The sequence below is a fragment of the Halopseudomonas bauzanensis genome (assembly GCF_900114735.1).
Lineage (GTDB): Bacteria > Pseudomonadota > Gammaproteobacteria > Pseudomonadales > Pseudomonadaceae > Halopseudomonas > Halopseudomonas bauzanensis.
The window spans coordinates 35679-56692 of the sequence record NZ_FOUA01000009.1; the positions used below are offsets into that span (position 1 = coordinate 35679).

19 protein-coding genes are annotated in these 21014 nt (G+C 58.3%); 3 read left to right on the top strand and 16 right to left on the bottom strand.

Annotated features, from left to right (window positions below; translation table 11 throughout):
* Positions 1–169 precede the first annotated feature (169 nt).
* The 7 genes from BM267_RS15495 to BM267_RS15525 form a co-directional block, all read right to left on the bottom strand.
* On the bottom strand, positions 170–973 hold the full coding sequence (locus tag BM267_RS15495) for an outer membrane protein OmpK (RefSeq protein WP_074781291.1): 804 nt from the start codon (positions 971–973) through the stop codon (positions 170–172).
* A gap of 162 nt (positions 974–1135) precedes the next feature.
* Positions 1136–2449, bottom strand: a complete 1314-nt coding sequence (codB, locus tag BM267_RS15500; protein WP_074781290.1) for a cytosine permease — start codon at positions 2447–2449, stop codon at positions 1136–1138.
* A gap of 44 nt (positions 2450–2493) precedes the next feature.
* Positions 2494–3777, bottom strand: coding sequence for an amidohydrolase family protein (locus tag BM267_RS15505; RefSeq protein ID WP_074781289.1), 1284 nt, complete (start codon positions 3775–3777; stop codon positions 2494–2496).
* Between the two features lie 28 nt (positions 3778–3805).
* Complete coding sequence (locus BM267_RS15510) at positions 3806–4240, bottom strand: DMT family transporter (RefSeq protein WP_074781288.1); 435 nt, start codon at positions 4238–4240, stop codon at positions 3806–3808.
* Between the two features lie 46 nt (positions 4241–4286).
* On the bottom strand, positions 4287–5732 hold the full coding sequence (gene hydA / locus BM267_RS15515) for a dihydropyrimidinase (protein WP_074781287.1): 1446 nt from the start codon (positions 5730–5732) through the stop codon (positions 4287–4289).
* A gap of 70 nt (positions 5733–5802) precedes the next feature.
* The gene (locus BM267_RS15520) at positions 5803–7296 is read right to left on the bottom strand and encodes an NCS1 family nucleobase:cation symporter-1 (RefSeq protein ID WP_074781286.1); all 1494 of its coding nucleotides are present in this window, start codon (positions 7294–7296) and stop codon (positions 5803–5805) included.
* 611 nt (positions 7297–7907) lie between these two features.
* Positions 7908–8825, bottom strand: coding sequence for a LysR family transcriptional regulator (locus BM267_RS15525; protein WP_074781285.1), 918 nt, complete (start codon positions 8823–8825; stop codon positions 7908–7910).
* A 154-nt stretch (positions 8826–8979) separates the two neighbouring features.
* On the opposite strand from BM267_RS15525, the gene aptA reads away from it, so the two are divergent.
* Together aptA and BM267_RS15535 are read left to right on the top strand one after the other, a co-directional pair.
* Positions 8980–10323 carry an omega-aminotransferase AptA gene (gene aptA, locus BM267_RS15530; RefSeq protein ID WP_074781284.1) on the top strand — a complete coding sequence of 448 codons (1344 nt, stop codon included), beginning with the start codon at positions 8980–8982 and terminating at the stop codon, positions 10321–10323.
* A gap of 33 nt (positions 10324–10356) precedes the next feature.
* Complete coding sequence (locus BM267_RS15535; RefSeq protein ID WP_074781283.1) at positions 10357–11847, top strand: CoA-acylating methylmalonate-semialdehyde dehydrogenase; 1491 nt, start codon at positions 10357–10359, stop codon at positions 11845–11847.
* Positions 11848–11914: 67 nt separating this feature from the next.
* On the opposite strand, the gene alr is transcribed toward BM267_RS15535, so the two are convergent.
* Positions 11915–12985, bottom strand: coding sequence for an alanine racemase (gene alr, locus BM267_RS15540; RefSeq protein WP_074781282.1), 1071 nt, complete (start codon positions 12983–12985; stop codon positions 11915–11917).
* Positions 12986–13025: 40 nt separating this feature from the next.
* On the bottom strand, positions 13026–13382 hold the full coding sequence (locus tag BM267_RS15545) for a RidA family protein (RefSeq protein ID WP_036993637.1): 357 nt from the start codon (positions 13380–13382) through the stop codon (positions 13026–13028).
* A 228-nt stretch (positions 13383–13610) separates the two neighbouring features.
* Between BM267_RS15545 and BM267_RS15550 the strand changes: the two genes are divergently transcribed.
* Positions 13611–14291, top strand: a complete 681-nt coding sequence (locus BM267_RS15550) for a TetR family transcriptional regulator C-terminal domain-containing protein (protein WP_211242674.1) — start codon at positions 13611–13613, stop codon at positions 14289–14291.
* A 59-nt stretch (positions 14292–14350) separates the two neighbouring features.
* On the opposite strand, the gene BM267_RS15555 is transcribed toward BM267_RS15550, so the two are convergent.
* The 7 genes from BM267_RS15555 to cofH form a co-directional block, all read right to left on the bottom strand.
* A complete protein-coding gene (locus tag BM267_RS15555) occupies positions 14351–15583 on the bottom strand; it encodes a Zn-dependent hydrolase (protein ID WP_074781281.1) in 1233 nt (410 codons plus the stop codon).
* Between the two features lie 87 nt (positions 15584–15670).
* On the bottom strand, positions 15671–16675 hold the full coding sequence (locus tag BM267_RS15560; protein WP_074781280.1) for a TIGR03842 family LLM class F420-dependent oxidoreductase: 1005 nt from the start codon (positions 16673–16675) through the stop codon (positions 15671–15673).
* A gap of 36 nt (positions 16676–16711) precedes the next feature.
* Positions 16712–17380 (bottom strand): NADPH-dependent F420 reductase, encoded by a 669-nt coding sequence (gene npdG / locus BM267_RS15565; RefSeq protein WP_074781279.1) that lies wholly within the window; start codon positions 17378–17380, stop codon positions 16712–16714.
* Positions 17377–18159, bottom strand: coding sequence for a coenzyme F420-0:L-glutamate ligase (gene cofE / locus BM267_RS15570; protein ID WP_074781278.1), 783 nt, complete (start codon positions 18157–18159; stop codon positions 17377–17379). Before cofE ends, npdG begins: the two co-directional genes overlap by 4 nt.
* The gene (gene cofC, locus BM267_RS15575) at positions 18153–18848 is read right to left on the bottom strand and encodes a 2-phospho-L-lactate guanylyltransferase (protein ID WP_074781277.1); all 696 of its coding nucleotides are present in this window, start codon (positions 18846–18848) and stop codon (positions 18153–18155) included. Before cofC ends, cofE begins: the two co-directional genes overlap by 7 nt.
* On the bottom strand, positions 18842–19810 hold the full coding sequence (gene cofD, locus BM267_RS15580) for a 2-phospho-L-lactate transferase (protein ID WP_074781276.1): 969 nt from the start codon (positions 19808–19810) through the stop codon (positions 18842–18844). The genes cofC and cofD overlap by 7 nt, the downstream gene beginning before the upstream one ends.
* Positions 19810–21003, bottom strand: coding sequence for a 5-amino-6-(D-ribitylamino)uracil--L-tyrosine 4-hydroxyphenyl transferase CofH (cofH, locus tag BM267_RS15585; RefSeq protein ID WP_218144737.1), 1194 nt, complete (start codon positions 21001–21003; stop codon positions 19810–19812). Before cofH ends, cofD begins: the two co-directional genes overlap by 1 nt.
* Between the last annotated feature and the right edge of the window lie 11 nt (positions 21004–21014).

The following is a 21014-nucleotide window of genomic DNA, read 5'->3' on the forward strand; positions in this document are numbered from 1 at the left end:
GTTCAGATAATTTGATGTTATCTTATAACGATTTCGTATGAGATCAAGCCCGCCATAGGTCGCCTGGGTGGCAACTCGAATATTAAGGTGTTACTGGGCGTTGCTGGCGCGAGCGAGATGCCGGCACCTCGCTGGGTACCGGCATCTTCATTGATGTGACGGTGCCTGACTAGAAATGTGCCTTTAACAACAGGCTGGCGGTGTTCTGGTCCGTCGTTCCAACGAACTGTTCGCTGACATAACCGCCGTCTTTGATACCGTATTTATTCTTCCAGTAGTCATATTCGATGCCTACATAGACCTTCTCCCGCCAGCCCAAGGCTTTACCGAGGTCATATTTGATTTGCGGGTTGATATGCACGTTGGCGTGATACTCGCCTCGACTGTTCTCGTCGTTATCCACTACCCAGTCGATATAGCCGTCAATCACCAGATCGGATCGACCCACCGGGATGGTATAGCTCCAGGCTGGAGTGATCTGCCAGACATTGTCCCCAGGCCGGCCGCCATCGGTTTTACGCAGATAGGTATTGAGTTGGAAATAATCAAATCCCGGTATTGCCAGGTCAATGGCGGGACCGATCAGATAAGCTTCGGTATCGCCTTTGCCAAACTCGTAGGTCATCGAGAGTAATATATCCGTGACCGGCCCGGCGGCAATATGGGTACCGCTGATCTTTCCGAAAGACAGCCGAGGGGAGAACTCGCCGTAATGGGTTCGCTCATCATCACCCTCATTGGCTCCCTTGCCGTTGAAGTTGATTTGATCAATGAAGATAAACAGATCTCCTACACTCCAGGCGCTGGCATGTTCAAATGTAAAAGTCTGCTGAATAGGTGGGTCTATCTTGAAGTTCTTTCCATAGAGATAGGTCAGGCTATTTGTGTGCCACTGAACAAGTTCCCCGGCACATACTGGGCCAGACACCAGGCCGATGCCCATAAGCAGGAAAGGTATGGTTTTTTTCTTCATGAGTAATATCCGATTGTCTTTTTTATTATTACCGGCGCGCAGGCCGATTGGTTCTTTGCTCTTTCTATCTTCCTTTAGGCAAAGTCATTTCCCGCCCATGAACGCTAATAGCTGCTGAAGCCAATGCAGCATTAAACCGACTCTGTGCGGGTTGGGGCAGCGTCAGTCAGGTTCAGGTGCGATGGCGTCGAGGGAAGCGGAGGGGTACAGGAGCTTGCTCGCCAGAACGTAGACCAGAGCGGCACAAACAATGCCATTCAGCGGCGCTATGCTGAGTGGTCCTGCTGCCGGCGACATCAGTGAAGCGAGGATCGCCAGTGCCCAGGCAACCATCGCAGCCCAGTTGACGCTCTTGAACGGGTGTAGGGCAAAGTCTGGATAATGGGTTTTATGCCGCAAGTAGAAGTCGCCGATTATGACGCCGCCAATCGGCGGCAGGGCGATGCTCAGAAACGTCAGCCAGCCGACGAAGTTGTTATAGAGCAAATCGGCTAGCGCGGTACCGACCAGGCCGGCGATCCATACCAAGTGGACCCGCTTCAGTCCGGTGAGGTTGGTCAGGCCCAGGCTGGAGGCATAGAGGGCGTTGTCGTTGGTCGTCCAGATATTCAGTATCAGCAGGATCATGCCGCCACCAAGCAGGCCCTGAATGGCGAGCACTTCAGCGATATCGGCATGGGAGGTGGCGATCGCACCGATCGCACCAAAGAAGAACATCAGGCTGTTGCCAAAGGTGAAGCCGATGATGGTGGCCCAGACGCCGATCTTTCTGCTTTTGGCAAAGCGGACAAAGTCAGGTGTGAGGGTGGCGCCGCTGATAAAGGAACCGACAGCGAGAGCAACGCCCACCGAGAAGGTGAGCGGCGAGCTCGGAACACTGTCCAGCAGCGTTCTTATACCGCCGTCGGTATCGACAATTGCTTTGCCGACGGAGGTAAAACCGAGGATCAGGATGGCGGGAACGGCAATGATGCTCAACCATTCGATGGCCTTGAAACCGACCGCCACGGTGTAGGTCATGGCCACGCCGCCAATGATGATGATCCAGAAGAACGGGATCCCGAGGAAGGTATTGATGGGGTGAGCGAGCATGGCCAACCCCACCCCGAACCAGCCGATCTGGGTAATTGCCAGCATGAACGAAGGGAGCTTGGAGCCGGTTTTACCGAAGGAGTACTGGGCGAGCAGGTGGGTGGAAATATTGGTTTTGGCCGCGGCGTATCCCAGCAAGGACCCATAGAGGCCCAGGATCAGGTTGCCTGCCAGGATCACTATCAGCAGGTCTGGCCAGAGGCTAAAGCCTTCGCCCAGCTTGCCGCCAGTCCACATGCTGGCGGCAAAGAAAGTAAAGCCGAGCATGACGGCGGACATGGATATCAGACCACGCCGGGAGCCTGACGGCACAGTGGATGAGGCGTAATCGTCATGGGTGCCCCCGGCATGGGCGGACTTTTCGAGTTTTGCTGGCTTTGGCATGGGTACAGTCTCTTTTTATTATTGTCAGAGCGGTTTACTGCGAGTCAGAACACATCTTGAATAAAGCTGATGTCACGTGGCTGCTCGTTGCTCAGCAGTTGCGGCACCACGGCTGCAGTGCGGCAAATGACTTGGCCATGGCGGATTACTTCCAGGCGGGCCGGGCGCAGGCGCAGGGCTTCAATCGGATTGCTGGCTTGCAAAATCACCAGGTCCGCGCGATTTCCTGGCTGCAGACCATAGCCATCCAATCCGAGCACCTTGGCGCCGTGAGTGGTGACGGCGGCAAAGGCGGTTTTCATTTCATCGATACCTGTCAACTGGCCAACATGCAGACCCATATGAGCCACATCGAGCATGTCGTGGGAGCCGAGGCTGTACCAGGGATCCATGACGCAGTCATGCCCGAAGGCGACATTGACGTCAGCAGCGAGCAGCTCCTTGACTCGAGTCATGCCACGCCGTTTGGGATAGGTGTCATGGCGGCCTTGCAGGGTGATGTTGATCAAGGGATTGGCGACCACATGCAGGCCGGCTTCGCTGATTAACGGGATAAGCTTGCTGTTGACGTAGTAATTGTCCATGGAATGCATGGAGGTAAGGTGAGAGCCGGTGACGCGCCCCTGCAGGCCGAGGCGCTGGGTCTCATAGGCGAGAGTCTCGATATGCTGAGAGTCCGGATCGTCGCTCTCATCGCAGTGCAGGTCGACAGGCAAGCCGCGATCGGCAGCCAGTTCGCAAAGGGCTGTAATCGACCGGTTGCCTTCTGCGCGGGTGCGCTCGAAGTGGGGTATCCCACCGATTACATCGACACCCAGGTCCAGGGCCCGGAGCAAGTTCTGCCTGGCAGTGGGGGAGCGGTAGTAGCCGTTCTGCGGAAAGGCAACCAGTTGCAGATCAATCAGATGCTTCAACTCGCGGCGTACTTCTAACAGGGCTTGCACCGCCATCAGGCTATCATCGGATACATCCACATGACTGCGTATCGCCAGGGTGCCGCGGGCGACTGACCAGTGGCAGAGTTCTATGGCGCGTTGCTTTATTGCCTCGAAAGTCAGATCGGGCTTCAACTCGTTCCAGACCGTAATACCTTCAAGCAGGGTGCCACTCTGGTTGAGACGTGGCTGACCGAGACTCAGGGTAGAGTCCATATGGAAATGACTGTCGACAAAGGGCGCGGTGACCAGGCAGCCTGGGTGACAGAGCACCTCCTTGGCCTGGGCCTGGATATGCGGTGCAATTTCCAGGATTTTGCTCTGATCAATTGCGATATCTACATTCTTCGCTCCGCAGGGCAAATTGACGCTGCGGATAAGTAAATCAATCATCTTTCCCTACCTCAGTTGTTAATGGGTACTAAAACTGACGCACGAGAATACCTCCGGTAATCAACAACGCGATACCCACTACTCGCCCAAGGCTGAGTGCGTGTGGAGTAAATCCCGCCAGACCAAAATGATCAATCAAGGCCGCCGCCGTCATTTGCCCGACCAGCGCCATGCCCAGCATGGTGGCAGCGCCCAGGCGAGGGCTGAGCACGACCATCGCAGTCACAAAGAAGGCGCCCATGACGCCTCCGCTCCATTGCCAGAACGGTATCGCAGCGAGATCCGCCCACGCCGGGCGGGGCAGGCGAACCGTCATGCACACGGCTATCAGTAACAACAGACCGACCGCAAAGGAGACACATGATGCCCACAGGGCGTGCCCTGCACTCAATGCCAGCTGTGCATTAAAGCCCGCCTGCAACGGTAAGACAGCCCCCGCCGCCAACGCCATGAGTAGATACATCCACACGTTTCTGTCCTCTTCGCAGGGGCACCGCTGTTCTACATTGTTAGCCTTGGCGTACCACGGGCTGGGGGGTATTCAGCTCGTTCTCGCGGGCAATGGCATCGAACACCGGACCAAAGGCGGGCCGGGGAATGTATTGGCCGGCACCTTCCACTGCGAGCAGCTGACCCTCGCGCCAGACAACCTTCCCGCGGCTCAGCGTGTGGCTTGGTATGCCGGTTACCGTGCGGCCTTCGAAGATGTTGAAATCGATGTTCTGATGATGCGTCTTGGCTGAAATAGTGCGGGTGCCGGCCGGGTCCCACACCACCAGGTCCGCATCGGCACCCACGGACACGGAGCCTTTGCGTGGGTACATGTTGAACAGCTTGGCAGTATTGGTCGAGGTCACCGCAACAAACTCGTTCATGGTCAGGCGGCCCTGGTTGACGCCTTCATCCCACATGATCGCCAGGCGATCCTCGATACCGGCGGTGCCGTTCGGAATCCGGGTGAAGTCATCCTTGCCAGCCGCTTTCTGGTCTGCGCAGAAACAGCAGTGATCGGTTGCCGTCGTCTGCAGGTTACCGCCGCGCAGGCCTTGCCAGAGCGCTTCCTGGTGTTCCTTGGCGCGAAATGGTGGGCTCATGACATGGGCTGCGGCAAATTCGAAATCGGGATGCCGGTACACGCTGTCATCGATGACCAGATGACCGGCCAATACTTCGCCATACACGCGGTTGCCGTTATTGCGGGCGCGGGTAATGGCTTCCAGGGATTCCTTGCAGGAGACATGCACGATATAGATGGGCACGTTCATCGCCTGGGCAATATGGATGGCCCGGTTGGCCGCTTCTGCTTCAACCACGGGCGGACGTGAGAGCGGGTGGGCTTCGGGGCCGGTCATGCCCTTGGCGAGCAATTCCTGTTGCAGCTGGAAGACCAGTTCGCCATTTTCAGCATGGACGGTCGGCATTGCCCCCAGTTCGACAGAGCGGCGGAAACTTTTTACCAGGGTTTCATCGTCCGCCATGATCGCGTTCTTGTACGCCATGAAGTGCTTGAAACTGTTGACCCCATGCTCGCGTACCAGAGTGCCCATTTCCTCGTGAACCGACTCGTCCCACCAGGTAATGGCCACGTGGAAGGTGTAATCCGCCGCCGCCTTGGCAGCCCAGTCGCGCCATTGGTGGAACGCCTCGAGCAGTGACTGTTGGGGAGATGGAATGACGAAGTCGATGATACTGGTGGTGCCGCCAGCCAGGCCGGCAGCCGTACCGGTATAGAAGTCATCGCTAGCCACGGTGCCCATGAAGGGCAATTGCATATGGGTATGAGGGTCGATACCGCCGGGCATCACATATTGGCCGCTCGCATCTATCACTTCGGCAGTCGCGGGGGTATCCAGATTCTCACCTATGGCAACGATCTTTCCGTTATCGCAGTACACATCGGCGCGATAGGTCTTGTCAGCGGTGACCACGGTACCGTTTTTTATGAGTACGGACATTGCTGGTTCTCCTTACGGGTCTTGGCGAGCCGGTGTCTGCATTATTGGCCGGCTCGATAGGTAACAAAGCTCATTGCGGGCGTTGCATGCTGTTGCGCATGAGAAGCAGGTAAACGCAGGCGGCGATTGCCAGGCCGACAAACCAGGCATAGGTATAGATTTCCTGGAATACAGCGGGCACGCTATCGATGAACCCGGCGACATGCAGGAAACCCGGCAGGTTGGGCAGCACCCCGACCACCAGTGCCACCAGGGCGATCGGATTCCAGCCATTGCGGTAGCTGTATTCCCCGTCATTGCGAAAGAGTGCCTGGTGATTCAGCCGGGTTCTGCGAATCACGAAATAATCGGCAACCATGATGCCGGCAACCGGGCCAAGCAGCGCAGAATAGCCAATCAGCCAGGTAAAGATGTAGGCGCTGGTCGACTCCAGCAGCTTCCAGGGCATGATCGCGATACCGATACCCGCGGTCAGGTAACCGCCCATCTTGAACGAGATTCTGCTGGGACTCAGGTTGGAGAAACCGTTGGCGGGGGCAACCACATTGGCTGCCAGGTTAGTGGTCAGGGTCGCCAGGATCAGGGCGATCAAGGCGATAACCACTGCGGTGCCTCCCATCTGGCTGGTCAGCTCGACAGGGTCCCAGATGGCTCTGCCATAGATCACCACGGTTGCCGAGGTAACGGCAACGCCGATAAAGGCGAAGAGTGCCATGGGCAAGGGCAGGCCCAGGGCCTGACCGATAAACTGGTCTTTCTGGCTGCGGGCAAAACGGGTGAAGTCAGGAATATTGAGCGCCAGTGTGGCCCAGTAACCTACCATCGCCGTCAGCCCTGGCCAGAACACGGACCAGAACTGCCCTTCGCGCGCGCCGCCGGCAATGAACTGGGAGGGCGTCGAGAGCATCGCGCCAAAGCCGCCCGCCTTGAAATACGCCCAGCCCAGCAGAGCCAGGCCCATCGCGATCAGAAAGGGCGCGGCGTAGGTTTCCAACCAGCGAATGGACTCAGTGCCATAAGCAATGAAAACGACGTGCATGGCCCAGAACAACAGGAAGCACACCAACTGCCCCAGGTCGATACCGAGAAAACCGATAACGCTGCCGGCGATGGCATTATCGGTCATGATGTTGACGATAATATAAATCGCCGAGCCGCCTACCCAGGTCTGAATGCCAAACCAGCCGCAGGCAACCAGCCCGCGCAACATCGCTGGTAGCTTGGCGCCTGCGGTACCGAAGGAAGAGCGCAGCAATACCGGAAAGGGAATGCCATGCTTGGTACCTGCGTGACCGATGGCAATCATCGGTACCAGCACGACAAGGTTGCCCAGCAGAACAGTCAGGACCGCTTGCCACCAGGACATGCCTTCGGCCACCAGCCCTGCAGCCATCATGTAGGTGGGAACACAGACCACCATGCCAACCCACAGTCCCGAGATGCTTTGCCAGGTCCAGGTCTTGTCTTCTTCTCTGGCGGGGGCCAGGTCTTCATTCCACAGGTCTGCGCTGGGGCTGCCGCCCAGGGTTATATCGTACTGAAGTGAATCGGTTTGAGAGTGCATTGCATTGTGCCTCGACTCTATTGTTTTTATTAAGCACGTCGGTATCCCGCGCCATACAGGATATTGTTTACTTGCAACTCTAGGTTCTTGCCGAGCGGCAAATAGCCGTCATGAGTGCGCTGCACTTGCAGCACACTATCCGTATGTCACTGAATATATTAAGTAGCGCCCCGAGCAACTGTATTCGGGCGCTATCGACTCACGCTTTGGTTAAATCGGGTTATCTGGAAGCGGAATCAGGTGGTATCCGGGGATGTAGCTGCACATGTTTTCATCCTCTTATCAGTGTTCTCTTATCGAGATATCAAGTCGAATGCTAGTACAACGAGTGGGCACCCACTTCAGGAGAAAGTAACCATCGCCTGGTTATGCTTGTACGGTTGTTTCCATCGCTTTTTATAAATTTATAGTAATGTCATCGACCGTATTGGAAGTTGATGTTTGCAAACCTACAAGCAAGATTTGAGAGGGTCAAGCATTATTTTTCCAGTCGGTAAAAAAATTCTTTCCTCTAGTGGCAGGTGTTTTTTGGCCCCTGCCAGCGCTCACCGGCAAGCACGGGAGCTACAGGGCTTCTGGATCAATTTGCGTGGCTAGATGCTGTCCGATGGCTATCCCGCCAAGCGGTCGAGCTCTTCGAGATAGCTCTCAAGGATCAGATTAGGCGGGGCGGTCTTGCGGGTAATGGCGCTGTAATGGGTGACGTAGCGGTTTGTGCCGGGGTTGATGGCTCGCATGCTTTGCTCGCGTACCCAGCGGTCGGCGTAGTGGGTAGGCAGGTAACCGATATAGCGGCCAGTCAGGATGAGAAAAGCGATCCCTTCGCGGTCGGTTGCTGATGCCGCGGCCTTCAGGGGCTCATGCAATGCCTTGATTTGTGGAGTTTGCGCATACGCCGGCAAGACCGCATCCCAGCCACTGAGCGCCACCGGCTCCGATGCCGGGTGCGCGTACAGCGGATGGGTCGAGCTGCAATACAACTGCGAGACCTCTTCGTACAGCGGGCGGTAATGCAGTCCCGGCAGGGATTTCAGGGCGGGAATGATGCCCACATGCAGGCGGCCGTCCAGCACACCCAGCTCGATATCGTTGGGCGGAATCATGCGGATATTGATCTGCACATCCGGGCCACGGTCCTTCAGCGCACCCAGCGCCTGGGTGATCAACATCTGCGGCATGGTGACCAGGCTGTCGGTGATGCCGATATTGAGCTCGCCCTTCAGATAGTCATGCAAGCTGTTCACATGGGTGCGGAAGCCTTCAATGGCCGCCAGCATCTGCAGGGTTGCCTGATAGACCTCGCTACCTTCCTGAGTCAGGGAAAAGCCGCTGCGCCCTCGCTGGCAAAGCCGTAGTGCAAGGCGACCTTCGAGCTCGTTCATGGCGATGCTGATCGCCGCCCGGCTGATATTCAGCTCGACTTCCGCTGCGGAAAAGCCGCCGCATTCAACTACCTTGCGAAAGATCCGCAGCAGACGCAGGTCGGTATCACTGATCTGGCCAGGTAATGCCAGCTTACGGGGTTTCATTTTGTTGTCCTCGATAACCGGTGCCCAGCAGCATAGCGGAGGAAGTGCCTTGAGTTAAGTAAACGCTTGCATGAAGGTAAATAAGCTTGGGTTTTACTTTAGCGTGCTACTGGCGAGACTGGCTGCACAAACAACGTACACAGAGGGTGATGTTATGTCTGATCACAATAATCAGCGCCATGCTGGACTGACCCCCGAGCAGCTTGACGCCTACTGGTTGCCTTACACCGCAAACCGCCAGTTCAAAGCGGACCCACGCCTGATTGTCGGTGCCGAAGGCAGCTACTATGTCGACGCTGAAGGCCGCAGGATATTCGACGGTCTTTCCGGGCTCTGGTGCTGTGGTGCTGGGCATAACCGTCCGGAGATTGCCGAAGCGGTTGCCAAACAACTGCGTGAACTGGACTACGCTCCCGCTTTTCAGTTCGGCCACCCCAAGGCTTTTGAGCTAGCCGAGCGGATTACCCAATTGACGCCAAAAGGCCTAGACCATGTGTTTTATACCAACTCCGGTTCAGAGGCGGCGGATACCTCGCTGAAAATTGCCCGGGCCTACTGGCGCAAGAAAGGCAAGCCGACCAAGACCAAGCTGATCGGTCGGGCCAAGGGGTATCACGGCGTCAACTTCGGTGGCATCAGCCTGGGCGGCATCGGCGCTAACCGGGTGTTGTTCGGTCAGGGTATCGATGCGGATCATCTGCCGCATACCTTGCTCAAGGAGAATCTCTTCAGCCGTGGCATGCCCGAGCGCGGTGTCGAGCGTGCCGAGGATCTGCTGGAGCTGATTGCTCTGCATGATGCCTCCAATATCGCAGCCGTCATCGTTGAGCCGATGGCTGGGTCAGCGGGCGTACTGCCGCCGCCGGTGGGTTATCTGCAACGCCTGCGGGAAATCTGCGACCAGCATGAAATCCTGCTGATATTCGATGAGGTGATCACCGGCTTTGGACGAGTGGGGTCCAATACCGGCGCCGAAGAGTTCGGCGTCACCCCGGACATGATGAACGTTGCCAAGCAGCTCACCAACGGCGCTGTGCCCATGGGCGCGGTGATTGTGCAGCGCGAGATCTATCAGACCTTCATGGAGCAGGGCGGGCCGGAATACGCGATTGAGTTGCCGCATGGCTACACCTATTCCGGCCACCCGGTGGCCTGTGCCGCGGCGCTGGCCTCCCTGGATATCCTGCAGAATGACCGGCTGGTTGATCGGGTGCGGGAGATGAGCCCGATCTTTGAAAATGCCCTGCATGGTCTCAAAGGCACCCGCTACGTCACGGATATCCGTAATTACGGGATGGCTGGCGCGCTGCAGATAGAAAGCCACCCCGGCGAGCCCGCGCGGCGCACCTTCGAGATTGCCATGAAGTGCTGGAAAAAAGGCTTCTATGTACGCTACGGCGGCGACACCATCCAATTGGGCATGCCTTTCATCGTCGAGCGTGAAGAGATCGACAATGTCGTCAATGCCATTGGCGACGCCATCAACGAACTTGACTGATACCGCTAACAATACAGGCAGAGAGAACAGACGATGAAGACGATCGGACACTTGATCAACGGCACCATCGATACGCAAGCCAGCCGCACCCAGGACATTTTCAACCCGTCGACGGGTGAGGTGTCGAAACAGTTGGCGCTGGCGAGCAAACCCACCGTCGAAGCCGCTATTGCCGCTGCCCAGGCCGCTTATCCGGCCTGGCGCAACACCCCACCACTCAAGCGCGCCAAGATCATGTTCCGCTTCAAGGAACTGCTGGAGCGCAATGCCGATGAGATCTGCCGGCTGATCGGGGAGGAGCATGGCAAGATTGCCCATGACGCCATGGGCGAGCTGCAGCGGGGGATCGAGAATGTCGAGTACGCCTGCGGTGCGCCCGAGCTGCTGAAAGGGGAGTTCAGCAAGAATGCCGGTCCGGCAATTGATTCCTGGAGCGAATTTCAGCCATTGGGAGTGGTCGCGGGTATTACCCCGTTCAACTTCCCGGCCATGGTGCCGCTGTGGATGTATCCCATGGCGATCGTCTGCGGTAACACTTTTGTGCTCAAGCCGTCCGAGCGTAACCCGTCATCGGTGCTGTTTATCGCCGAGCTGCTGCATGAAGCCGGTCTGCCGCCGGGCGTACTCAACGTGGTCAACGGTGACAAGGAGGCCGTGGATGTGCTGCTGAGCGATGCGCGCATCCAGGCGGTCAGTTTCGTTGGCTCGACGCCCATTGCCGAATATATCTACACCACGGCCAGCGCCAACGGTAAGCGCTGCCAGGCGTTGGGCGGGGCGAAGAACCACGCCATCATCATGCCGGATGCGGATATGGATAATGCCGTATCAGCCCTGGTTGGCGCTGCCTTTGGTTCATCCGGGGAGCGCTGCATGGCGCTGTCGGTGGCGGTGGCGGTAGGCGATGAGGCGGCTGATGCGCTGATCAGCAAGATGTCCGAGCAGATGAAGAGCCTCAAGGTTGGTGCCTTCTCTGACAAGACCAATGACTTTGGCCCGCTCATCACCCGGGCGCATCAGGAAAAGGTCGTCGGCTATATCAGCAGTGCCGAGCAGCAGGGCGCTACCCTGGTGGTCGATGGCCGCAAACCGACTGTGGCAGGTTACGACAAGGGTTTCTATGTCGGTGGAACCCTGATCGATAACGTGACCGCTGACATGACCTGCTACAAGGAAGAGATCTTTGGCCCGGTGCTGCTGGTCATGCGTGTCAACAGCATGCAGGAAGCCATGCAACTGATCGACGATCATGAATACGGCAATGGCACCTGTATCTTCACCCGTGACGGGGAGGCCGCACGTTATTTCAGCGACAACATCATGGTGGGGATGGTCGGCATCAACGTACCGCTGCCGGTGCCGGTGGCCTATCACAGCTTTGGTGGCTGGAAGCGCTCATTGTTTGGCGATCTGCATGCCTATGGCCCGGATGCGGTGCGCTTCTATACCAAACGCAAGACCGTGACCCAGCGCTGGCCGTCAGCCGGGGTGCGGGAAGGGGCGCAGTTCTCCTTTCCTTCCTGAATAGAGGCAGCAGCAAAAAGCCGGATCCCGTGATCCGGCTTTCTTGTTGGCTCAGGGGCCGTACTGACTAATTAAAATAATGCCGCGGCACCCGGTTCAGGTTGCAAAACAATTGGTAAGGAATGGTGCCCGCCCAATGGGCGACCTCACTGGCCGCCAGCCCGTCGCCCCACAATTGCACCGTACTGCCCAGGCCGCTCGCCGGCAGATCGGTGAGATCGACGGTCAGCATATCCATGGACACTCTGCCGATCAGCCCGGTGCGCTGATTGTCGACCAGCACGGGCGTGCCGGTCTTGGCATGTCGAGGGTACCCATCCGCATAGCCCATGGCGACCACCCCTACTCGAGTGGGGCGCTGGGTAATGAACTGCGCGCCATAGCCGATCGGCTCACCGCGGGGCACATCATGCACGGCAATAATCTGTGAGTTCAGCTGCATCACCGGCTTCAGCCTTGCGGCATTGTTCTGGGCGTCGCTGAACGGGGAGGCGCCATACAGCATGATGCCAGGCCGTATCCAATCACCATGGGCCTGTGGCCAGGCGAGAACCCCCGGCGAGTTGCACAAACTTGAGAGGCCTTCCAGGGCGGCGGTGGTTTCATTGAAACACAGCAGTTGATGCTCCGTGGTCTCACAGTCTGGTTCGTCGGCTCGGGAGAAGTGCGTCATCTTCACCACGCTGGCAACCTTGCCGCTGGTGTGTAAGGTCCGCCATATTTCCCCGTATTCATCCGGCTTGAAGCCTACCCGGTGCATACCCGTGTCCAGTTTCAGCCAGACATGCAGCGGGCGCTCGATAGCGGCCTCCGCCAGGTCACGCAATTGTCCATGATGGTGAATCACAACCCAGAAGTCATATTGCTGGATCAGTGCCAGCTCCGTGGCGTCAAACCATCCTTCCAGCAACAGAATCGGTTGTTGAATACCGGCATTGCGCAGCAGCAACGCTTCCTCTATACAGGCGACGGCAAAACCATCGGCTGATGCCGACAAGGTTTGAGCGCACCGAATGGCGCCATGGCCGTACGCATTGGCCTTGATCACGGCCAACGCTCTGGTGCCAGAAAACTGCTTGGCCAACAGGTAATTATGGCGCAGGGCGCCAAGATCGATTATTGCGTGGGCTGGACGCATAAGTCTTCATTCCAGGATATCGGGGTAGGAAGGGCGCTGTTCAAAGGGCGGCGACCATGGCAATTTCCACCAGAACATCAGGTTGCACCCGCTCGGCCTCCAGGGCGGCGCGCACGGGGATCACCCCTTCGGGCAACCATTGCCCCCAGATCCGGTCCATCTGCTCAAGGTCAGCCTGGATGTCCTTCAGATAAATAGTGGCGGACAGTAGCCTGGTCTTGTCGCTGCCGGCCTCGGCCAGCACTTGCTCGATCGCCGCCAAGGTATTGCCCGCCTGGATATCAAGATCATTTTCGGCTGGGATGGCATCGGCAAACCGACCGGCCAGATAAACAGCATTCTGATGTACCAGCACCTGGCTCATCAGCACCTTGGTATATAAAGGTTGGATATTCATATCGAGTTCCTCCCGGGCGCCAATGGCGCAGGGTTGTTCAAGATGGTTGCACAACAATATTCCCCCGGTAACGCTAAGCCCGCTCGCTAGTTGCCGGGGTGTTCAAGGTGTATAATCGCGCCCCTTAACGAACCGACGGCATAGGCTGCAATCGGGTCGCCAGCCCTGCCTAGCGCGAACACGAAGCGCTATCTGCCGCCTTTATGACCGCAACCAAGAGGTGATCCCTTGGACCGAACCATCAACCATTTGACTGAAAGCAACCCTTCAAATGGCGACGCGGCCAAACCCCGCAAGCGTTCGAACGCTAGAAAGGCTCAGGAAGCTCGTATCCTGGATGCTGCCGAAACACTCTTTGCGCAATATGGCTATAACGGTGCTTCTATTGAAGCCATTGCCGAGCAAGCCGGTTTATCCAAGCAGAACATGCTTTATTATTTTCCTTCCAAGGAAAACCTGTATCAACACGTGCTGAAGAACGTACTCGATCTCTGGGTTGAGAAGATGACGTTGTTCGAGCAGACCGGTGATGATCCTGCCAGCAAGTTGCGTAGTTATATTCTTGGCAAACTGGAACTGTCACATTCCCGGCCCAATGGCTCCAAGATATTCGCCAATGAAATCATCAATGGCGCGCCTTATATCAAAGACTATTTGCTGAAAAAACTTTTGCCCAAACTCGACGCCGATATTGCCCTGGTCAACAAGTGGATCGCCGATGGTTTGATGGATGCTATCGATCCTTACCATCTGTTCTTCTCCATCTGGGCAACGACCCAGACCTATGCCGACTTTTCCACCCAGATCGCCCTGGTGCTGCGCAAAGACAACCTGGACGCCAGCGATTTTGCAGCGGCAGGCGACTTTCTCACCCACACCATCCTCAAAGGCACCGGGCTCAGCAACTAGCCCTGTTTCCCCCTGAAAGAGCGTGGTCAGGCGCTCCTTCAGGGCGGTGGCATCCGCTATCAGCTGTTGGCGCGCTCGACGACGGCCTGGAACAGCACATTGCAACCGGCCGCCAGGTCTTCCGGCGTCGCATTCTCCGCCTCGTTATGGCTGATGCCATTTTCACAGGGCACGAAGACCATGGCGGTGGGCGCTACGCGGGAGATGTAGCAGGCGTCATGTCCGGCGCCGCTGACGATATCCCGGTGGCTGTAGCCAAAATCCGTCGCAGCCTGGCGTACCAGCGCAACACAGTCGGTATCAAAGGGGACCGGCGGGGAGTACCAGATCTGTTCGAACGCCATTTCCAGGCCCAACTCCGTCGTGACTGAGTCGGCGGTTTCACGCAGGGCCTGATCCATCTTGGCCAGCACGTCGGCATCGGGGTGGCGGAAGTCCACGGTGAAGAACACCTGCCCCGGGATCACGTTGCGCGAGTTGGGAAAGACCTGCAGCAGGCCAACGGTGGCGCAGGCGTTAGGCTGGTGGGCGAGGCCGATTTTGTTGACCTGATCGATCAGCCTGGCAGCGCCAACCAGGGCATCACGCCGGCGACTCATCGGTGTGGGCCCGGCATGGGATTCCTGCCCGGTCAGGGTGATCTCGTACCAGCGCTGGCCCTGGGCATCAGTGACCACACCGATCTGCTTCTTCTCATCCTCGAGGATGGGCCCCTGTTCGATATGCGCTTCAAAGAACGCCTTGAATGGCCGGCCGCCGACATCATCGGGGCCGTTGTAGCCGATGCGCTCCAGCTCCTGGCCCATGGTCTTGCCGTCAAGGTCAGCGCGACTCAAGCCATAATCCAGCTCGAACACCCCGGCAAACACGCCGGAGGCGACCATGGCGGGAGGGAAGCGCGAGCCTTCTTCGTTGGTCCATACCGAGGCCTCAATGGGTGCGCGGGTCTCCATGCCCTTGTCATTCAGGGTGCGAATCACTTCCAGGCCGGCGAGTACGCCATAGATGCCGTCGAACTTGCCGCCGGTAGGTTGGGTATCCAGGTGGCTGCCCATCACCACCGGCGGCAGGGAATCATCCAGCCCGGCGCGGTGGGCGAAAATATTGCCCATCTTGTCGATACGAATGGTGCAGCCCGCGTCTTTGCACCATTGCACAAACAGATCGCGAGCCTGCTTGTCCAGATCGGTCAAGGCCAGCCGACACACGCCGCCTTTTTCCGTCCCGCCAATCTCGCCCATGTCCATCAGGCTTTGCCACAGCCGTTGCTGGTTGATCATGGTTTTCTGCATTGTCTTTGCCTCATTCGGTCATTGTTGTTTTCACTGGCGCGGCCAGGCCCTTGTCAAACCGGTGGTGGATACACCACCGGTGTCAGCTCAGCCCTGGAATCGGGGAATAATGTGCGCGCCATATTGGGCGATGATGTTTTCCTCATCGCCATTGTCCAGATAGATGTTGAACTGTGTGGCGCCGGCCGCCTTGAGCTCATTGAGCTTGCTGACATGCTGTTCGGCTTCACCCAGCACACAGAAGCTTTCAACGATGTCCGGGGTGATGAAGTCGAGGTAGGGGTTATCGCTCTGGCCATGCTTGGAGTAGTCATAGCCCTTACGTTTCTCGATATAGGCGGTCAGGCTGGCGGGTACGGTGCCGCTGTCGCTGCCATACTTTTCCACGATGTCGGCGACGTGGTTGCCGACCATGGCCGGGAACCACTTGGTGGCTTCGATGCATTGATCCCGGCTTCCAAAATACGCTGGCGCAGCGACAATCACCTTGTAGTTGTCCATGTTCCGGCCCGCTTCCTTGCCGGCACTGATGCTCTGCTCAGCCAGCCACTTGACGATACTCGGCTCACCGATCTGCAGAATGACGCCGTCGCCCACTTCCCCTGCGGTTTTCAGTGCCATGGGGCCATAGGCACCGATATGGACGGGCAGCTCATAGCCGTCGGACCAGGGAAATTTGACGGGCTCGGGGCATTCGCCATAAAGCACCTCTTCGCCACGGATCATGGCTTTTACCTTGGTGGTGAATTCGGCTACCCGTGCCAGCGAAGCGGGTTTCTTGCCCATCACGCGCACCGAGCTGTCACCACGGCCCAGGCCAATATCGAAGCGACCGCCGCTTTGCTTGGCCAGGCTGCCGAACAGGCTCGCAGCCAGGGACCAATCGCGGGCATTGGGGTTGGTGACGCAGGGGGCAAAGCGCATCTTGGTGGTGTGTTCCATGCACATGGCGATGGCCGGATAACACTCGCGCCACAGAATGTGCGAGTCATAGAACCAGCAATACGCGAAGCCGGCTTCTTCGGCCTGTTTGACCAAGCTGCGGGCCCGTTCGGGGCTGACAAAACCTTTAAAGCAGATACCGAATTCCATTGTTATTCTCCTGTGTCGGTAGGTACTTCTGATGCATCAGGCGTCTGGCGCCCAGATACGGATTCCTGCGTGGGTGAAAGGGACTTTCTTGGAAATGTTCAGGCGGATCAGAATCGGCGTGATCGCCTCGATACAGCGGGCGCTGCTGGCGGGACCGCAGTCATAGGCGGTGACGTCCATTTTGTTGATCAGCTCAATAACCTTGTCCTTGGCCGGCATGGCGTTGCCGCAGACCAGCACATCGCAATTGATGGCGTGGTCCAGATGGTTCAGGGTGGCGGCAGAGACGTTATGCAGCGCGCCGACAACGGGGATCGCCTCGCCCAGTAGTTGCTGGGCCGCTTCGGTCGCCGAGCCGGCCGCCGGCATGGCCACCGCACGCGGATTGCCCTCCGCCAGCGGGACGACGATATCGACCAGGATCTTGTCCTGCAGCAGCTCGCGGATGGAGGCTAGGGTGGCGTCATGGGCCGCGTAGGGAACAGCCAGAACCACCATTTCATCCGCCGCGCCCACGGCGTCGCGAATGTCCATGCCCCGGATCGAGGCGGCCGAGGGGGGCAGCAGCGCCTGTAGTTCCTCGGCTGTGGCGCTGGCCCGCTCGGCATCGCGGGAGCCGATCGCTACCGGGACACCGGCTCGCGCCCAGCGCAGAGCCAATCCCCGACCCTGCGGGCCGGTACCACCTAGAATTGCAATTGTCATCGGAACAGGTCCTCTTTTTGTGGTCTTATCAGGTCAGTTGCCGAGCTGGGGGCAGGCTCCCAGTCCACGCCCTGGAAAAGAATTGCGGGGGTTTTGCCGTTCTTGCTCATCAGCAGGCCGGAAGCTGCAGCTATTTCATCGGCCAGGGCCGGGATGGTGACGGCCAGCTCCCGGCCAAAGGCATCCCGGTCGCCGACCAGACTGACCTGGGCGGGCACATTGGCCAGGCCGATGGCGACGTTGACCAATCCCATTCGCCACGGTCGGCCAAAGGTGTCGGTGATCACTACGCCAAGGCGCACGCCGAAGGTTTCTTCCAGCGCTGCGCAGATTCTCCTGGCGCTGCTGTCGGGATCCTTGGGTAGGAGAATGACGGTGTTGTCTTCACCCACATTGGATTCGTCCACCGCCGCGTTGGCGCAGATAAAGCCCAACCGGTGTTCGGCGATCAAGATGCCTTCGGCTTGTTGTGGATGTTTGAAAGCGCGTACCACGCGGCGGGATTCACGCAGAATGACTTCGATCTTGCGCGGGTCCTTGTTCAGTTGCGCCGCCAACTCCCGAGCCTCTTCGCCAGGCTTGATCGTTGCCAGGGACACTACCTGGCCTTCGGCTTTGGAGACGACCTTATGGGCGATCACCAGAATGTCGCCATCGCTTAAGGTTACGTCGTTGCTGCGAATGGCCTGGGCCAGGATATCGGCCAGGTCATCGCCGGGCAGAATGTCGGCGATACCAGCCAGGGCGGTCATGCTCAGGCGCTGGGGTTGGTTCAACATGCCGGTACCTCCTGCACCATAATGGGGCGATGCGCTGGGCCTGCTGGCAGATCCCAGCGGGCATCGAACGGCGTGCAAGTCGACGCGCTGGCGCTGGAGCTGACCAAGCTGGAAAGGTCGGTTGGTGTATCGATATCGAAGCTCAGCTTGGGTAGTTGGATCAGGCTGCAGGTGATGCCCCTGCGGTGCGCGGCATGCCAGTGCTGGTCACTTGAGTTGAGGCCGAACTGAAAGGGCAGAATGTTCGGCGGTGTGGTCAGCAAGGCGTTGGTGCCACGGTCATGGGCCGGGCTGATCAGCACGGAGGGCACCGGCCGGGGGTGGTTGAGCAGGATGCGCAATTCGGCCTCATCCAGCTGGGCTATGTCCGCCGGGATCAACAGCTGTGAGTCATAGCCCTGTACGCTGCTCCAGTCGGCGGCCAGTTGGGCTGCCGCGGACATCCCCCGCGAGCAGTCTTCACGCAAGACCGCTGCGCCGTAACTGCGGGCCAACTGAGCGATGGTGTCGCACGCCGTGACTACCAACACATCCTGCTCCGGCATCCGATCACGGAAAAACGTCAGGGTGCGTTCACATAACCACCGGGCCAGGGTTGCTCGCCGGCTGGCGCCAAGCAAGGGCTCCAGGCGGGACTTGGCATCCGCGAAATCCCTTACCGGGATCACCACCAGCGTTTTCATCAGCATGCCAGCCTCTCCTCAGTAAGCTGGCCCTGGGCGAACTGCAGCAGCTCGCGGGCCAGACGTGTCTTGTCGGCGTCATTCAGCATCAGGGTATTGGTCGTCATGACGTGGAGTCCGCGCTCTTCCAGGGCGCTGGCGTCGGGCTGGTCTCGTTGGTCGATGATCAGGCCGTCAATCAGGTCGCTATAACAATCTGCGATGCCGAGGTTGTTGCAGCGATAGCCTGATGCGCTCAGCATGCGGTCGGCCGGACCCTTGACGGTGGCGCCCCCGATCAGGGGTGAAACGGCGACCTTCACGGCATTGGCCAGGGCAAACGCCTGACCCAGTCCAGGCACGGCCAGGATCGGACCGATACTGACAATCGGGTTGCTCGGCGCGATGACCAGCAGGTCTGCTTCGCGAATCGCCGCCAGTGCCTCCGGCGTGGCTGTTGCGCGCTCGACACCGTCAAGCTGTATGTCGAGGATTTCGGGCCGGCACTGCTCGCGGACAAAATATTCCTGGAATGACAGCCAGCCCTCGGGCGTTCTGATCCGGGTCTGCAGGCGATCATCGGTGGGCAGGATGATGTTGCTCTGCACACCAAGGGACTCGGCAATCCGCTGGGCGATAACGCTGGGTCGAATACCCTGGCCGCGCAACTGGGTCCGCAGGATATGGGTAGCCAGATCCTGGTCGCCCAGATACATCCAACTGTCGCAACCCAGGCGCTTCAAACTGTCGAGCACGCGGTTGCTTTCATCGGCCAGCCCCCAGCCTTTTGCGCTGTCGATCCGGCCGGCCAGGGTATAGGTCAGGGTGTCGATATCCGGGGAGACCCACAGGCCGTGAAACTCCTGATCATCCGCGACGTTACCGATGATGCTGAGCTGCCCGGGTTCACAAATGGCCGCCAGGCCAACCGCGAGCTTGGCGCCGCCGACCCCGCCGGCAAGCAAGGTGATACGAGGGTGTCGGTTCATCATAGCCCTCCGGCGACCTGGGACAGCTGCGCGACGGGCACGATCTGGGGGCTGTCATACACGGTGACATGCTGATACAGCGTATTGCGTCTGACCGGCTGCCGGCCCATGTTACGCATGATGTGCAGGAAGGTATCCGGATGCATTTCCTGGCCATGCTCAGCCCCAGCAGCGCGGGAAATGCTCTCGTTCATCAGCGTGCCGCCCAGATCGTTCACGCCGGCGGTAAGCATCTGCTGGGCCAGTTCGGGTCCCAGCTTGACCCAGGACGCCTGGATGTTATCGATCCAGCCGTTGAGCATGAGCCGGGCGACAGCATGCATGCGGATATGCTCCAGGCGCGTGGGGCCTGGCCTGACGCCCGCCTGCTCCAGATACAGCGGGGTTTTATGGTGGATGAAGCCCAGGGGCACGAACTCGGTGAAGCCACCGGTTTCCTTCTGGATGTCACGCAGCAAGGCCAGATGCGCCGCCCAGTGTTCCGGGCCGTCAATGTGGCCATACATGATGGTGGAGGTGGTCGGCAGGCCCAGCTGGTGCGCGGTCTTGACGATCTCCACCCACTCCTCGGTGGTCAGCTTGTCGCGCGTCAGCTGCTTGCGGATGGTGGTGTCGAGGATCTCTGCCGCGGTGCCCGGCATCGAGCCCAGGCCGTGATCAATCAGGTCCTGGATAAACTCGGCATAGGACATCTTGCTTTTGCGCGCGCCAAACCAGATTTCAAAGGGCGAAAACGCATGGATATGCATGTCCGGCAGCTTGGCCTTGATCGCCTTGAGCATGTCCCGGTAGAAGTGGCCGGGAATATCCGGGTGCAAACCGCCCTGAATACACACTTCGGTTGCGCCGCGTGCCCAGGCTTCTTCCGCGCGGGAGACAATTTCATCGAGATCGAAGAACTCGGCATCCGCATCGCCCTTGCGTTTGGCGAAACTGCAGAAGCGACACCCCATGTAGCAAACATTGGTGTAGTTGATATTGCGGTTGATGACGAAGGTAACGGTATCGCCGACGCTGGCGCGCCGTAGTTGGTCAGCGCAGGCAGTTAGGGCATCCAGCTCGGCACCCTCAGTGCCAAATAAACTAATGGCATCCGCTTCATTAAGTTCCTGGCCTGCTAATACACTTTCCAGAATATCCCGTACGACTGTGCTTACGCCTGGTTGGTAAAGTTCTTTTACGGGTTCATGCAAGGCAATCTTTC